This is a genomic window from Anoxybacillus tengchongensis (assembly GCF_014201585.1).
GTDB lineage: Bacteria > Bacillota > Bacilli > Bacillales > Anoxybacillaceae > Anoxybacillus > Anoxybacillus tengchongensis.
The window spans coordinates 1-15,231 of sequence record NZ_JACHES010000002.1 but is presented as its reverse complement, the minus strand read 5'-3'; the positions used below and the strand labels follow the sequence as shown (position 1 = coordinate 15,231).

12 protein-coding genes, 2 pseudogenes and 2 riboswitches are annotated in these 15,231 nt (G+C 42.5%); of the genes and pseudogenes, 9 read left to right on the top strand and 5 right to left on the bottom strand.

Features of this window, described 5'->3' with window-relative positions:
• Positions 1-81 precede the first annotated feature (81 nt).
• The 3 genes from HNQ82_RS02425 to thiC all read right to left on the bottom strand — a co-directional run bounded on the left by HNQ82_RS02425 (position 82) and on the right by thiC (position 3,925).
• Positions 82-435, bottom strand: a complete 354-nt coding sequence (locus HNQ82_RS02425; RefSeq protein WP_183246886.1) for a DUF779 domain-containing protein — start codon at positions 433-435, stop codon at positions 82-84.
• A 45-nt stretch (positions 436-480) separates the two neighbouring features.
• Positions 481-2,001: an aldehyde dehydrogenase gene (gene adh / locus HNQ82_RS02420; protein ID WP_183246884.1), complete on the bottom strand. Its 1,521-nt coding sequence runs from the start codon at positions 1,999-2,001 to the stop codon at positions 481-483.
• 235 nt (positions 2,002-2,236) lie between these two features.
• A complete protein-coding gene (thiC, locus tag HNQ82_RS02415) occupies positions 2,237-3,925 on the bottom strand; it encodes a phosphomethylpyrimidine synthase ThiC (RefSeq protein WP_183246882.1) in 1,689 nt (562 codons plus the stop codon).
• Between the two features lie 108 nt (positions 3,926-4,033).
• Positions 4,034-4,148, bottom strand: a riboswitch (TPP riboswitch).
• Between the two features lie 89 nt (positions 4,149-4,237).
• Between thiC and HNQ82_RS02410 the strand changes: the two genes are divergently transcribed.
• Together HNQ82_RS02410 and HNQ82_RS02405 are read left to right on the top strand one after the other, a co-directional pair.
• A complete protein-coding gene (locus HNQ82_RS02410; RefSeq protein WP_183246879.1) occupies positions 4,238-4,690 on the top strand; it encodes a PH domain-containing protein in 453 nt (150 codons plus the stop codon).
• Positions 4,680-6,083 carry a PH domain-containing protein gene (locus HNQ82_RS02405; RefSeq protein WP_183246877.1) on the top strand — a complete coding sequence of 468 codons (1,404 nt, stop codon included), beginning with the start codon at positions 4,680-4,682 and terminating at the stop codon, positions 6,081-6,083. Before HNQ82_RS02410 ends, HNQ82_RS02405 begins: the two co-directional genes overlap by 11 nt.
• Before the next feature lie 40 nt (positions 6,084-6,123).
• Here the strand turns inward: HNQ82_RS02405 and HNQ82_RS02400 are convergent, their stop codons facing one another.
• Positions 6,124-6,834 (bottom strand): NAD-dependent deacylase, encoded by a 711-nt coding sequence (locus tag HNQ82_RS02400; RefSeq protein ID WP_183246868.1) that lies wholly within the window; start codon positions 6,832-6,834, stop codon positions 6,124-6,126.
• A gap of 123 nt (positions 6,835-6,957) precedes the next feature.
• A riboswitch (cyclic di-GMP riboswitch) is annotated at positions 6,958-7,041 on the top strand.
• Positions 7,042-7,078: 37 nt separating this feature from the next.
• Here HNQ82_RS02400 and HNQ82_RS02395 point away from each other — a divergent pair.
• The 5 genes and pseudogenes from HNQ82_RS02395 to HNQ82_RS14780 form a co-directional block, all read left to right on the top strand.
• A complete protein-coding gene (locus tag HNQ82_RS02395) occupies positions 7,079-7,750 on the top strand; it encodes a hypothetical protein (RefSeq protein WP_183246867.1) in 672 nt (223 codons plus the stop codon).
• A gap of 20 nt (positions 7,751-7,770) precedes the next feature.
• Positions 7,771-8,119: pseudogene (locus tag HNQ82_RS02390) on the top strand (phosphate acyltransferase); the annotation flags it as partial.
• Between the two features lie 301 nt (positions 8,120-8,420).
• Positions 8,421-9,875 (top strand): hypothetical protein, encoded by a 1,455-nt coding sequence (locus tag HNQ82_RS02385; protein WP_183246865.1) that lies wholly within the window; start codon positions 8,421-8,423, stop codon positions 9,873-9,875.
• A 12-nt stretch (positions 9,876-9,887) separates the two neighbouring features.
• A complete protein-coding gene (locus tag HNQ82_RS02380; protein WP_183246864.1) occupies positions 9,888-10,253 on the top strand; it encodes a DUF6572 domain-containing protein in 366 nt (121 codons plus the stop codon).
• A gap of 20 nt (positions 10,254-10,273) precedes the next feature.
• Positions 10,274-10,543 (top strand): annotated as a pseudogene (locus HNQ82_RS14780) (IS607 family transposase); the annotation flags it as partial.
• A 42-nt stretch (positions 10,544-10,585) separates the two neighbouring features.
• Here the strand turns inward: HNQ82_RS14780 and HNQ82_RS02375 are convergent.
• A complete protein-coding gene (locus tag HNQ82_RS02375) occupies positions 10,586-11,467 on the bottom strand; it encodes a LysR substrate-binding domain-containing protein (protein WP_183246862.1) in 882 nt (293 codons plus the stop codon).
• 136 nt (positions 11,468-11,603) lie between these two features.
• Between HNQ82_RS02375 and HNQ82_RS02370 the strand changes: the two genes are divergently transcribed.
• Positions 11,604-13,376 (top strand): assimilatory sulfite reductase (NADPH) flavoprotein subunit, encoded by a 1,773-nt coding sequence (locus HNQ82_RS02370; protein ID WP_183246860.1) that lies wholly within the window; start codon positions 11,604-11,606, stop codon positions 13,374-13,376.
• Between the two features lie 9 nt (positions 13,377-13,385).
• Positions 13,386-15,104: an assimilatory sulfite reductase (NADPH) hemoprotein subunit gene (gene cysI / locus HNQ82_RS02365; protein WP_183247310.1), complete on the top strand. Its 1,719-nt coding sequence runs from the start codon at positions 13,386-13,388 to the stop codon at positions 15,102-15,104.
• Positions 15,105-15,231: the final 127 nt, after the last annotated feature.

The following is a 15,231-nucleotide window of genomic DNA, read 5'->3' as shown; positions in this document are numbered from 1 at the left end:
ATATCAAACAAAAATGAATAGTCATTCATTATTTCGGTGTTCAGGTAAAAAATAATGCCTATAAATGCAAAATGAGCTGCCTCAAAGCAGCTCATCGTATGAATCAAACATTTTTGATCTTGTTAAAAAACGCACCCCTTCGGATCCTTCAAGTGAAAACATACCGCCGCGACCAGGTACAACATCAATAATGAGTTGTGTATGTTTCCAATATTCGTATTGAGCAGCGTGCATATAAAATGGGCATCCTCCGATTTCCCCAAGCAACACGTCTGACTGTCCGATGATAAACTCCCCTTGTGGATAGCACATTGGTGAACTTCCATCGCAACAGCCGCCCGATTGATGAAACATAAGCGGACCGTACTTTGCTTTTAATTGTTCAATAAGTTGCAGTGCAGCATCGGTCGCGATCACTTTCGGTTGCATGTGCATCATCCTTTCAAAAAAGGCAGCGCTTTTGAGACGCTGCCTGAATGATTAGAAAAATCCAAGTTTTTTCGGCGAATAGCTAACAAGCAAGTTTTTCGTTTGTTGGTAATGATCGAGCATCATTTTGTGCGTTTCGCGACCGATTCCTGACATTTTATATCCGCCAAACGCTGCATGGGCCGGATAAGCGTGATAGCAATTTGTCCACACGCGTCCAGCTTGAATGCCCCGACCAAAGCGATAGGCTGTATTCATATCGCGCGTCCACACCCCGGCACCTAGTCCGTATAATGTATCATTTGCGATGGACAACGCTTCTTCTTGATCTTTAAATGTCGTGACAGACACTACTGGGCCGAAAATTTCCTCTTGGAAAATGCGCATCCGATTATGTCCCTTGAAGACAGTCGGTTTCACATAATAGCCGCCTTGTAAATCTCCTTCTAACATATTGCGTTCGCCACCAATGAGAAGTTCAGCGCCTTCTTGTTTGCCGATGTCAATGTATGACAAAATTTTCTCTAGCTGTTCGGATGAAGCTTGGGCGCCAATCATTGTGCTCGTATCGAGCGGATTGCCTTGTTTAATTTGTTTGACTCGTTCTAATGCTCGTTCCATAAATACGTCGTAAATGGATTCTTCGATTAATGCACGTGAAGGGCATGTACACACTTCTCCTTGATTTAAAGCGAACATCGTAAATCCTTCAAGCGCTTTATCAAAAAATTCGTCATCTTTCGCAGCGACATCTGCGAAGAAAATGTTTGGTGATTTTCCGCCAAGTTCAAGTGTGACCGGAATTAAATTTTGAGATGCATATTGCATAATGAGACGTCCTGTCGTCGTTTCGCCGGTAAAGGCAATTTTTGCGATGCGCGGGTTAGAAGCGAGCGGTTTGCCAGCTTCAAGACCAAATCCGTTGACGACGTTGACAACGCCTTTTGGTAGTAAGTCTTGGATGAGCTCGATCAGCACGAGAATTGATGTTGGTGTTTGTTCGGCTGGCTTGAGTACAACGCAGTTGCCAGCAGCTAAAGCAGGTGCAAGTTTCCAAGCTGCCATTAAAATCGGGAAATTCCACGGAATAATTTGTCCGACAACTCCGAGCGGCTCTTTAAAATGATAAGCGACGGTATCCGCGTCAAGCTCTGCCAACGTGCCTTCCTCAGCGCGAATGCAGCCGGCAAAATAGCGGAAATGATCAATAGCTAGAGGAATGTCAGCCGCACGTGTTTCACGAATGGGCTTTCCATTTTCCCACGTTTCCGCCACGGCAAGCATGTCTAAGTTTTCTTCCATTCGGTCTGCGATTTTGTTTAACAGGCGTGCTCGCTCGGCAACAGATGTACGTCCCCATGCTTCTTTCGCTGCATGAGCTGCGTCGAGTGCCAATTCAATATCGGCAGCTTTTGAACGAGGGACCTCGCAATATACTTGTCCAGTAACAGGTGAAATGTTTTCAAAATATTCCCCATCTATTGGTGGGACCCATTCCCCACCGATGAAATTTTCATATCTCTTTTTGAATGTAATGAGTGAACCAGGTTGTCCCGGTTGGGCGTAAATCATGTAAACTCCTCCTTTTGTATCCGTTTTCAAATAAAAATAAGTGACCAAGTCTGATATAAAAATATGTGTCGATTTGGTGAAATATGATATGTTTGTTGGGGAAACGTTAGAGAAGTTTCATTGAAAAAAGTTGATTATATCCAATATTTTCTAATTTAATTTAAGCTACAGTAAATGGAATGTCAACGAATATGACTTAAATAACGTTTTTTGTAATAAAAATGCAAGCTGAGCGCTATCTCTCAGCTTGCATGATGTTTGTATATTCAACAAATTGTTTTGCCTTTTCTTTCATTCCTTCGCTTTGTAGTGTTTTTTGTAATTCATGAGAAATATTCATTGAACAAAATTTTGGACCGCACATCGAACAAAAATGAGCAAGCTTTGCTCCTTCGGCCGGTAGCGTTTCATCGTGATATTCACGTGCGCGCTCAGGATCTAGTGACAAGTTGAATTGATCTTGCCAACGGAACTCAAATCTCGCCTTTGATAATGCATCATCACGCGTTTGTGCGCCAGGGTGTCCTTTTGCTAAGTCAGCAGCGTGGGCAGCAATTTTGTAGGCGATGACTCCTTGGCGGACGTCTTCTTTATTCGGTAGGCCGAGATGTTCTTTTGGTGTCACATAGCAAAGCATGGCCGTACCGTGCCAGCCGATAAGCGCTGCACCGATAGCTGAGGTGATATGGTCGTAACCTGGTGCAATGTCGGTAGTGATAGGACCTAGCGTATAAAAAGGTGCCCCGTGACAAATTTCAATTTGTTTATCGACATTTTCTTTAATTTTATGCATTGGAATATGCCCTGGACCTTCGATCATCACTTGGACATCATGTTCCCAAGCGATTTTTGTCAACTCCCCAAGTGTTTGTAACTCGGCGAATTGCGCTTCATCGTTTGCGTCTGCAATTGAGCCTGGACGTAATCCATCCCCAAGTGAAATAGCAATATCGTAAGTTTTTAAAATTTCGCAAATTTCTTCGAAGTGGGTGTATAAAAAGTTTTCTTCATGTTGTGCTAAACACCATTGTGCCATAATTGAGCCACCCCGAGAGACAATACCAGTTGTTCGGTTGACTGTTAGTGGGATATAGCGAAGTAAGACACCTGCATGAATAGTAAAATAGTCTACGCCTTGTTCCGCTTGTTCAATTAATGTTTCTCGGTAAATGTCCCATGATAAGTTTTCGACAATACCGTTCACTTTCTCTAACGCCTGGTAAATAGGTACAGTTCCAATCGGCACAGGGGAGTTTCGAATAATATATTCTCGCGTCTCATGTATATGTTTTCCTGTCGATAAGTCCATGACTGTATCGGCACCCCAACGAACAGCCCAAAGCATTTTTTCAACTTCTTCATCCATCGAGGATGTAACAGAAGAGTTTCCAATATTCGCATTAATTTTTACATGAAACTTGTTTCCGATAATCATTGGTTCACTCTCAGGGTGATTGATATTAGCTGGGATAATTGCTCTTCCTGCTGCCACTTCCTGTCGAACAAACTCTGGATCCATCTGTTCGCGAATAGCAACAAACTCCATTTCAGGTGTAATGATTCCTCGTTTTGCATAATGCATTTGGGTCACAACTTTCCCTTTTTTCGCACGAAAACGTCTAGGTGAAAAAGGAATGTTTGTTCTAGCTAATGAAGGGCTATATTCTTCTACATCGCCACGCTCCGTTATCCATTTTTCTCTTAATTTTGGCAATCCTTTATCAATATTCGGTTCGAAAAGTGGGTCAGTATATGGTCCACTCGTGTCATAGACTCGAATAGGCTCATTTTCTAGTATCGTTGTACCTGTTTTGGTTGGAGAAAGTTGAATTTCTCGCATTGGCACACGAACATCTTCACGCGTTCCGAGCACATACACTTTTTTACTCGAGGGAAATGGCATTGATGAAAATAAGTCTTTCATTTTTAATCGCTCCTTTTCATTTTTTATTTGGAGCAACGCCAATACGTAAAAAAAATCAGGCTCCATAACGAGAACCTGATTTTGTCCGCAAATAGCACAAGTAAAGAACACTCGCGCCATCTACTTCCCTACGCTGGCATCACCCAGATCAGGTTCAAAGGGTCAAAGAACTTTTACGCGTTCCTCTCTCAGTCCAAGCTATTGGACTCCCCTAGTAGATGAAAAATTATGAACTTTAAAAACAATTTAACATATGATAAAAATGTTGTAAAGTTATATATGATAAACCTGTTAAAAGAGAGGATGTGAAAGATGAAAAACAAACTTTCTGAACGGGCTGTGTCTGTATGGCGGATATATGAGGCCATTCGTTTAATGATTTTTTTGCTTTTGTACGTGATTGTTCATTTTTTTGTTCCAACATGGGTTGTTTGGGTGTTAGTTTTTTTATGGATCGTAGACGCTATTTTATTCGTTTTTTTCGTTCCACGATGGAAATGGGAGCGTTGGCGATATATGATTCGCGATCGAGAAATTGAACTCGAGCACGGAGTATGGATTCGAAAGCGTACCCTTATTCCGCTTCGTCGCGTTCAACATGTCGATGCAAAGCAAGGCCCGTTAGCGAGAAAATATAAACTTGCTTCCATTTACATTTATACAGCGGCAACAGCACATGAAATTCCGTTTCTCGATGAACAGGAAGCAGAAACGTTGCGTGATTACATTTCTTCTTTAGTAAAGGAAGATGACTATGACGCATGAGACGAAACGGTTACATCCGATTGCGATTGTCATTTACACGGTGAAGCGGTTGAAACAAGGACCTTTTCTTGCCCTTGCCTTACTTATTGCGATAAAAGAAAAAACAGGAGACCCTTTTGTTGATTGGTCACCGTTGTTTTTATTTCTTTTATACGCTATGTTTGCTGGATATATGTCATGGCGCCGATTTACATATCGTTTAGAAGAGCACAACATGTATATTGAACAAGGGATATTTGTACAAAAGAAACGATACATTCCATTTGATCGTATTCAAGGAATTTCTCAGTCGCTAGGTTTGCTCCAGCGATTAGTAGGTGTTGTACAAGTACATATTGAAACAGCTGGCAGGCAAATTGATGAGCCAGAAGTAATACTTTCAGCGGTTTCCATAGAAGAAGCAAAGCAAATAGAGCGAGCGGTGCATCACCAAAAACGAGAAAACATGTTTATAGAAATGGAAGATAAGACGCATACCATATTTACACTTCGTTTTCGTGACGTATTGTTTTTATCCATCACAAGTGGCGGTGTTTTTGGGGTCATTGCAGCGATTGGTGCATTTCTTTCTGAGTTTGATGATTTCATTCCGTTTGAACGGCTAAACATATTTTTTCGTGTTGACGATACAGCTTCTACACTTGTCTTTTTACTTGTCGTTCTTATGATCGCTTACGTGTTGTCTGTGATCGGTCATCTTTTTCACTATATGAATTTTACGGTTGTCAAACAAAACAAAACGATAACGATAACAACAGGATTGCTGCAAAAAAAGAGCATTTCTACATCGATTGAGCGCGTTCAAGCCATTGCAGTGAAGGAAAGTCCGATTCGTTACTTGTTCGGTTATGTTTCTGTTCATCTTATTCACGCTGGTGGTTCACTGGATGACGGAAAACATGGGAGCCTCCTGTTATTTCCGCTCGTTCGAAAAAATGAAGTAGCATCGCTTATCGCTACTTGCTTTCCTAAATATCATTTGCACGATTCGTTTCAATCGTTACCTGCACGTGCCCGTTGGCGCTATATGTTGAGATCGCTCTATACGGTTATGCTAATTCCGATCATCACAATCGTATTTTTTCAGCGATTTGAAACGCTCCTTCTCCTTTTGCCCGCAGTACATGTCGGCTATCGAAGTTATAAACGAGCGGGAGTAACGATTAAGAGTGAACAGCTAGCATTGAGAAGTGGATGGTTGACGATCAAAACGGTATATATGTTAAAACATCGTATTCAATCGTTTACGATGTCACAAACTCGTATACAACAACGGGCTCGGTTATGTACTGTACGCGCGACAGTCATGCCGGGTATACGCATAAAAGTCGTTGATGTCGACGAACGTGAGGCAAAAGCAATATACGAATGGTTTTTGGAAAATAAAGAATAAGCGATGATTGTGTCCCAAAAGAACATATTTTGGGACACAATCAAAGAAATTCGTCAATTTCCTTCAACACTTCCCCAATTTTACGACCGTGTATAATTAAATCTGCCCAATCATCGAATGGTGTCGGTTCCATATTCACGATAACGAGTTTTGCTCCGCTTCGTTTGGCGATGACAGGAAGCTCGTTAGCTGGCGATACTTGTAAAGAAGAGCCGAGCACAATCCATAAGTCCGCTCGTTCGGCTGCTGTCCATGCTTGTTCAATTGCATCATGCGGCAACGATTCGCCAAATAAAACGACGGAAGGGCGCAAAAAGCCGCCGCATGTGCACTCAAACTGTTCATCTACATATCGTTTCGCATCGTACGTTTGCTTACAGCGCAAGCAATAGACGGTTCGCAACGTCCCGTGCAATTCGACGACATTTGTACTGCCTGCTTGTTGGTGAAATCCATCGACATTTTGCGTAATAATTTGATGAATAAGCCCTCGTTTTTGCCAATTGGCCAAAATCGTATGCCCAATATGCGGCTGGCATTCAAGAAGCGTGCGAATGCGATATTGGTAGAACGCGATAAATTCCTCGCGATTATGTTGTAGCGCATATGTACTCGCTAATTGCTGTGGATTTTTCGTACGCCAAAGCCCTGTATTTGCCGAACGAAAATCAGGCAACCCGCTTTCTGTCGACATTCCTGCTCCAGTAAATACGACTGTATACGGAGATTCTTTCAACCATCTTTCTAGCATAACTGTTCCCCCTTTTTTATCATACCATTTCTATCTCCGCTCGTTTCTTCCTTTATTTTCGCATATATTTACTAGAAAAATAAGGACTTTTGATTCATGTACATGAAAATAAGCGAAGTATAATAAAAGTAAAGGCACAGCTAAGGAAACTTAGCGTCGCAAAGCTATAGGGGCTAAGGGGAGAACCTATGCCAGCCAGCTGCCATTACCAAAACAACATACATATGAAATGGAGGAAAGGGTAATGTTTAAAAAAGGATTACCAATTTTACTAGCATCGATGCTTGTTGCTTCGCCTACTTTTGCCGCAAAACATGATGGAGCCAAACATGTACAGAAAAGCTATCTCGTAGTGAAAAAAGAAGAAGCCAAGAAAAAACAGGAGTTAGCTAAGCAGAAAAAAGAAGAAGCGAAGAAAAAACAAGAATTAGCAAAACAGAAAATGTTTACAAATAAACTAGCAGAATTAAATAAAAAATTAAGCAAGATCGAAGTGCGCTTGAATGAGATATCAACAGCGCTTGAAATGCTTAGCAAACCAACCGAACAACAAGCGGAGCCAACGACACAAAGTGAACAAACAACACAACCAACAGAGGAAACGACACAAGTAGTCAATGAACAAGATAGCGTGGCTGTAACAACGCAAGATAGCGTTACTGTGACTACGACTGAACAATCAACTGTCGTGCAATCGGATGAAGACGATGAAGCGGAAAAACAAGAAGAGTTAGATAAATGGTTTGGGAAGCTTATTGCTACTTCTAATCGATTAAAAGCGGTGAAAAATGAAATTCGTGCGTTAGAAAAGAAATTGGCTGCGAATGACGCCAACATGCAAGCGTTAAAAGAAAAAGTGAAAATGTTAGAAGAAAAAGTACAACAAAATAAAAAGAAGTTGCTTGAATCAATATAAGGTAATATAAGGGGTGCCTTTTGGTGCTCGAAAGCGCTAATACAGCGAAAATGTTTGCCATCACTTCGCGAGTGGCGATGTTAAGCTTTTCGACGAAGTGCTCGACAGAATCGCAAGAGACGGAAAAAGTGATTGAAGCGGTGCGCCTAGCAAAAGAAACGGCACCGAACTTAGTCATCGACGGCTAATTTCGGTTTGGTGCAGCATTTGCGCCGTCGGTAGCGAAAAAGAAAGCGCCCGACTCCGTTACTCAAGGTCGTGCGAACGTCTTTATCTTCCTAAGCCTAGAAGCTCAAAACATCGTCGCGCGTCTGCAACGTCGAAGACGTTTACAAACTCTCGCTTATCACAGCAGCCCAAGCGTTATAGAAAGAAAAGCCGAAGCAGGATAGGAGCCGTAGCTAGACAAGAAAGAAAAGCGGAGGCGGTTGTTCCAATTAAGCTATAAAAATGATTGGAGGTTGTCCGAGAAAGTTTTTTTCGGGCAACCTCTTATTTTATGTTAAATATTAGTTGATATACCGAAATTTATATTGACAGAATTGATATTTTTTTTTTTATCATTCAATCATCATCCAATTGCATGGGAAAGGAGTGGTATTTTTCATCGAGCATGCCTTCGCAACGAACATTATTCAAATAAGAGGACAGAGCCAAAGGAGTGGTGGAGATGTCTTTTTGGGGTTCATTAGGTAAATTAGGACATTTCATCGAGAAAAAGGTAGAACAGACGGTAAAGCATGTCGCTAATGACGTCAGAAAAGTAGAGAAGGCCGTTCAAAAAGCTGTTCAACAAGTAGAAAAGAAAGTCGAGACGGTGGGAAAGCACGTCGTAAAGGATACGGTACACATTAGCCAACGGGCAAAGGAAGCCTTTCATCAAGCGGAAAAGAAAGCGGAACAAATGGGAAAGCACATTGTTCATGAGGTAAAACAAGCGGAGAAAGCGATTCAAAACGTTGGAAAGAAAGTGGAACATATCGTGAAACAAGCAGCGAAAGACACAGACACAGTACATATTAGCCAGAAAGCACAAGAAGCGTTCCATGAGTCGGGCAAGAAGACGAAGCAAGCAATCAAGCACGTCGTTCACGATGGGAAGGAAGCGGTGTTCGAAACGGTTCACATGATTGGACAGAAAATAAAGCAAGAAATCAAAGAAACGGAGAAAGCGATCGAACGCAATGCCCGACAACTAGAAAAGAAAGCAGAGCATGCCAAGAAGCAGGTGGTTCATGGTATAATCAATGCAGGACAAAACGCCGAACGAACGGTTCGACAAGTAGGAAAAACCATCGAAAAATCCATTCACGAGTTTTCCAAACACTCGGTTGATAGCACGATAGAGTTTGTGAGAGGTGCGGGCGATGCCGTTTTACAGGATGTGACATACAATATGGTTCACCGTCCTTATAGCAGCCCACACCCTGTTGGCTATGAATTGGGGCAAATGACGGGACATGCGGTATCGACTTTAGCTGGGACGATCGAAACGGTCGGATTTATGACCTTAGAAGTAGGTGGCATCGCGATTAGCAGCACGGGAGTAGGAGTGGCTGTTGGAGTTCCAGCCACTTCCATAGCTGCTGCGGGAGCCACTCATGGAGCCACTTTGACGGCAACGGGAGGTTCCAACTTTGTCCAAAGTGCAAAAGAACTGTACCAGCGAATGAGTCAGGGTGAAGGTATTTCGGGGAGAGTTGTTAAGAGGACGCCTGAAGCTACTCAGGGGATGGGAAAAGCTGAAGTTTTAAAAAGCAATAAAGCTCATGGCGTAGCATTCGAAAAAAATGTTCAGAATAAACTTTCTCAAACACAAAATGAACTTAAGCAACAAATAACAATAAAAACTGAGAGTGGAGTAAAGACAAGGGTTGATTTTATTGGAAAAGATAAACAAACTGGGCAATTGAAAATAACAGAAGCCAAATCCTCGCCTACAGCCCCTTTAACCAAGAATCAAAAGCAAGCATTTCCTGAAATAGAAAAATCAGGGGCTATAGTTGTAGGGAAAGGAAAGGAACCCTATACAGGAGGAACCCAACTACCACCAACTAAAGTAGAGATCGTACGCCCGAAAGCACCTCATCCCCCCGAACTTAAAAGTCAAACATATAAAAAATGATGGAGGTAAAAAATGTCACTAAAAAACACAAAGGAAATAGATTTCATTGGAATTGATAAAGAATCAGGAACTGTGGAACTTTCGATTATTGATGATTTAGATTGGATAGATGAAGAAAACCATCTGCTTTTACTACAGGAAAAAATCAATTGTTACCTAGCATTCGTTGAGAGCGGGGAAATTCACCAATCATATCCACAAGCCGCTGGACGTGAAATTTGTATTACAATCTATACAAAATTTACCCCAACTCGTTTGGGGGTGGAATTTCTCACAAAGGCACATGAAGTAATCGAGCAAGCTGGTTTTACATTAAAATGTTTTGGATGGATAAACGATAATGAAGATGAAACAGGTGAATGGCAAAGAGTCATATAGTTTTAACGCATAGAATTACCAAACATCAGAATCGGTTGATGGAAGCATTTGTGGAAGGAAAGGTTTCGACGATTCTGATTGTGCATAAAGACCGATTCGTTCGATTTGTCTATGAGTGGTTCGAACAATTCTTGAATAAATTAGGTGTACCATCATTGTAGTCAATAACGAAAATTTGTCGTCCCAAGAAGAATTGGTACAAGATTTGATTTCGATTATTCATGTGTTTAGGCTGTAAGGTTTATGGTTTGAGAAAGTATAAAGACAAAATAAAGGAAGATGAGTTGTGAAGAAAGCTTATGCGATCGGGATGTGACAAAGCAACTTGTTTGTCACATCCTTTTTTGTTCGAGTAAATCAATCAATAAATGTACAAGTTTGTTGTTTTTCATGATTGGTGCATAAAGATAAGAAAACGTTCGGTAAAAAGGCGGATGATTTAAGCAGACAATCGATAAATGACCTTGTTTTAATTCGCGCTCAATTACATGGCGTGAAAGAAAGGCTAATCCGTTTCCACGCATTAATGTTTCTTTAATTCCTTGATTGCTGCTAATGATCATGAGCGATTTCACTTTTATCCCGTTTGAGCGAATGAAATGATGAAAATATTCACGTGTGCCTGATCCTAATTCACGTGTAATCCATATTTGATTTTGTAGATCGTTTATCGATACGGCTTGTTGGCAAACGAGCGGATGGTCGTTCGGAGCAACGATAACTAGCTCATCTTGCATAAACGGGTATACCGTAAGCTCTTTTTCATTCGTTTGTCCCTCAATTAAACCGATATCCGTTTGATACGTGCGGACGAGCTCTACAATTTCTTTCGTATTGCCGATGATGACTTCGAGATGCAAGTCTGGGTAATCGTTTTGTAAGGCAAATAAAAAAGAAGGTAGCACGTATTCTCCAATTGTAAAACTAGCTCCAATTTTTAATGTCCCTTTCACACAATCGTGATGTTGTAAAATGTCTTGTTTTGTTTGCTCGTACAAGGCAATCATTTTTTTCGCCCGATCGTAAAGCAATTCGCCCGTTGGCGTCATTTGTAATTTTTTCGGTGACCGAATAAACAGTTTCGTTTGAAATTCTTTTTCTAAATTTTTAATGTGCAAGCTCACACTCGGTTGGGATAAATGAAGAATGTCTGCTGTTTTTGTGAAATTTTTCACCTCGACTAAAGTAATAAATGTTTTTAATTCTTCGTACACGACGATCGCCCCTTAATTATTAAAAAAATAAATAGTTCTGATAATTTATATTTATTTTACTAATTTTATTTTTTGCGGTAAAGTCAAATAAAACATACTTGATTTATAGGAATAGTAGAAAAAGAGGTGAACAAGGTTGCCATTTCAAGTGACAAACAGTCCATTTAGCGAACAGCAAGTTGAACTGCTCAACCGGCTTTGGCCGACATTAACGCCAGCGCAAAAGCTTTGGCTGAGCGGCTATTTAGCTGCCACCGAGTCGGTCGGTGTAGCGGTACAACAAGAAGCCCCTGTATCGAAAGAAGTGACCGTCCTTTACGGGTCACAAACAGGAAACGCACAAAAATTGGCAGAAAAAGCAGGAGAAGCACTTAAACATCGCGGGTTTCACGTCACTGTTTCCTCGATGCTCGATTGGAAGCCAAACGATTTGAAAAAAATCAATACACTACTAATTGTCGTTAGCACTTACGGAGAAGGGGAGCCACCGGACAATGCGTTATCGTTTTACGAATTTCTTCACAGCAAGCGCGCACCGAAGCTCAATCATCTTCGTTTTTCGGTATTGGCGCTCGGCGATACGTCGTATGAGCATTTTTGCAAAACGGGAAAAGATTTCGATAAACGGTTAGAAGAGCTAGGCGGCAAGCGGTTATACGAGCGCGTCGATTGTGACGTCGATTACGAAGAAGCGGCAGCGAAATGGCTTGAAGGGGTGCTAAACGAGCTAAATAAGCAAGGAGCGGTTTCCGTAGCAACGCCCTCTGCACAAGTACAGCCAACTGCGCTTTATTCACGAAAGCGTCCGTTTCAAGCAGAAGTATTAGAAAACATCAACTTAAATGGACGCGGTTCAAATAAAGAAACGCGCCATATCGAATTATCGCTCGAAGGTTCAGGGCTTGCATTTGAACCAGGCGATGCGCTCGGTGTTTTTCCGAAAAACGACCCAGAACTTGTCGATCTCATTATTCAAGAAATGAAATGGAATCGAGACACACCGGTTTCTGTTGAAGGAAAAGAGGAACCGTTACGCGAAGCGTTGCTCTCCCATTTAGAAATTACGGTGTTAACCGAGCAACTATTGCAAGCATTTGCTTCATTTTCGCGTAATCAAACGTTTCATGCGCTTCTTTCTGCTGAACAAGAAGTGAAGCGAAAAGAATATATGAAAGGGCGCGATGTGCTCGATGTCCTTCGCGAGTTTGGCCCGTGGGAGATGACGCCAGAGCAGTTTGTGTCTTCTTTGCGGAAGCTGCAGCCACGCTTTTATTCGATCGCAAGCAGCTTATTAGCGTATCCAGAGGAAGTGCATATTACCGTTGGTGCGGTTCGTTACGAAGCGCACGGACGGTTGCGAAAAGGCGTTTGCTCGACGTTTTGTGCGGAGCGCCTGCAAATCGGCGACAAACTTCCTGTGTTCGTTCATCACAATCCGAATTTTAAACTGCCGAAAGATGCAAATACGCCAATTATTATGATTGGACCAGGTACGGGAGTTGCGCCGTTCCGCAGCTTTTTGCAAGAGCGGGAGGCGATGGGGGCGAAAGGGAAATCGTGGCTATTTTTTGGTGATCAACATTTCGTGACCGATTTCCTTTATCAAACGGAATGGCAAACGTGGTTGAAAAACGGTGTGTTAACGAAAATGGACGTCGCATTTTCGCGCGATACAAAAGAAAAAGTGTACGTCCAACACCGGATGCTCGAACAAAGGAAAGAGTTGTTCCGATGGTTAGAAGAAGGAGCAGCTGTTTACGTTTGCGGTGATAAGCAGCGTATGGCGCGCGACGTTCATCAGACGCTTATTCATATTATCGAAAAAGAAGGACAAATGAGTAGCGAACAAGCAGAAGCGTATATAGCTGAGATGCAAAAACAAAAACGGTACCAACGCGACGTATATTAGGGGGGGATCATTGTGGAAAAATTTTTATTAACCGCGCCAGATGGACCGCCAAGCGACGTCGAGCGAATTAAACAAGAAAGCAACTATTTGCGCGGCACATTGAAAGAAACGATGGAAGATCGCATCACCGCCGGCATTCCAGAAGATGATAATCGGTTAATGAAATTTCATGGCAGCTATTTGCAAGATGACCGTGATGTAAGAGCAGAGCGGCAAAAACAAAAATTAGAGCCTGCCTATCAATTTATGATTCGTGTTCGCACTCCAGGCGGTGTAGCGACACCAGAACAATGGCTTGCGATGGACGAGTTGGCGCGAACATATGCGAACGGGACATTGAAGCTTACGACACGGCAAGCGTTTCAGTTTCATGGCGTATTGAAATGGAATATGAAAAAAACGTTGCGAGCCATTAATGATGCCCTACTCACAACGTTGGCGGCATGTGGCGACGTCAACCGAAACGTTATGTGCAATCCGAATCCGTATCAGTCAGAAGTGCATGCGGAAGTGTATGAATGGGCGAAAAGGTTAAGCGATCATTTATTGCCGCAAACAAGGGCGTATTATGAAATTTGGTTGGATGAAGAAAAAGTAGCTGGTACACCAGAGGTAGAGCAAGAGCCGATTTATGGAGCATTATACTTGCCGCGGAAATTTAAAATCGGCATTGCCGTCCCACCGTCAAACGATGTCGATGTATTTTCGCAAGACCTCGGGTTTATTGCGATTGTCGAACGAGGAAAGCTCGTTGGTTTTAATGTAGCGATCGGTGGGGGGATGGGAATGACGCACGGCGACCGTACGACATATCCGCAGCTAGCGAAAGTCATCGGTTTTTGTAAGCCAGAACAAGTCATTGATGTGGCAGAAAAAGTCGTCACGATTCAGCGCGATTATGGCAATCGCTCCGTACGTAAACACGCCCGCTTTAAATATACGATCGACCGACTAGGGCTTGAAGCTGTCAAAGCAGAATTAGAGCGTCGGCTTGGTTGGGAGCTAGAAGAAGCGCGTCCGTATCATTTTGAACATAATGGCGATCGCTACGGCTGGGTTGAAGGGGTAAACGGGACGTGGCATTTTACGTTATTTGTCGAAGGTGGTCGGGTGAAAGATACGGATGATTATCCGTTAATGACAGGCTTGCGAGAAATTGCGAAAGTGCATACAGGTGACTTCCGTTTAACAGCTAATCAAAACTTAGTCATTGCGAACGTGCCAAGCGAGAAAAAAGAAGAAATTGATGCGCTCATTCAACAATACAAATTGACCGATGGCAAACATTATAGTGCGCTTCGCCGTAACTCACTTGCCTGTGTGGCGCTACCAACATGTGGATTAGCGATGGCGGAGGCGGAGCGGTATTTGCCAAAACTGCTTGATAAAATCGAAGAAATTGTGGAGGAAAACGGGCTTCGCGACGAAGAAATCACAATTCGTATGACGGGCTGTCCGAACGGCTGTGCACGCCATGTGCTTGGGGAAATTGCATTTATCGGCAAATCCGTCGGTAAATATAATATGTACCTCGGAGCAGCGTTTGACGGCAGTCGCCTTGGAAAATTATATCGTGAAAATATTGGGGAAAAAGAGATTTTATCAGAACTTCGTATGCTTCTTTCTCGTTATGCGAAAGAACGCTTCGATGGCGAACGTTTTGGCGACTTCGTCATTCGTGTTGGCATTGTGAAAGAAGTGACAGATGGAACGAACTTTTATGATTAAGAAAATCGGCTTCCTGTTTGGGAGCCGATTTGTTTTGGTGTGCTCGGCATGGGTGCAATCTCTAGGGTGAAAGTCCCGAACTGCGAAGGCAGAAGTAGCAGTTAGCCTAACGCAAGGGTGTCCGTGG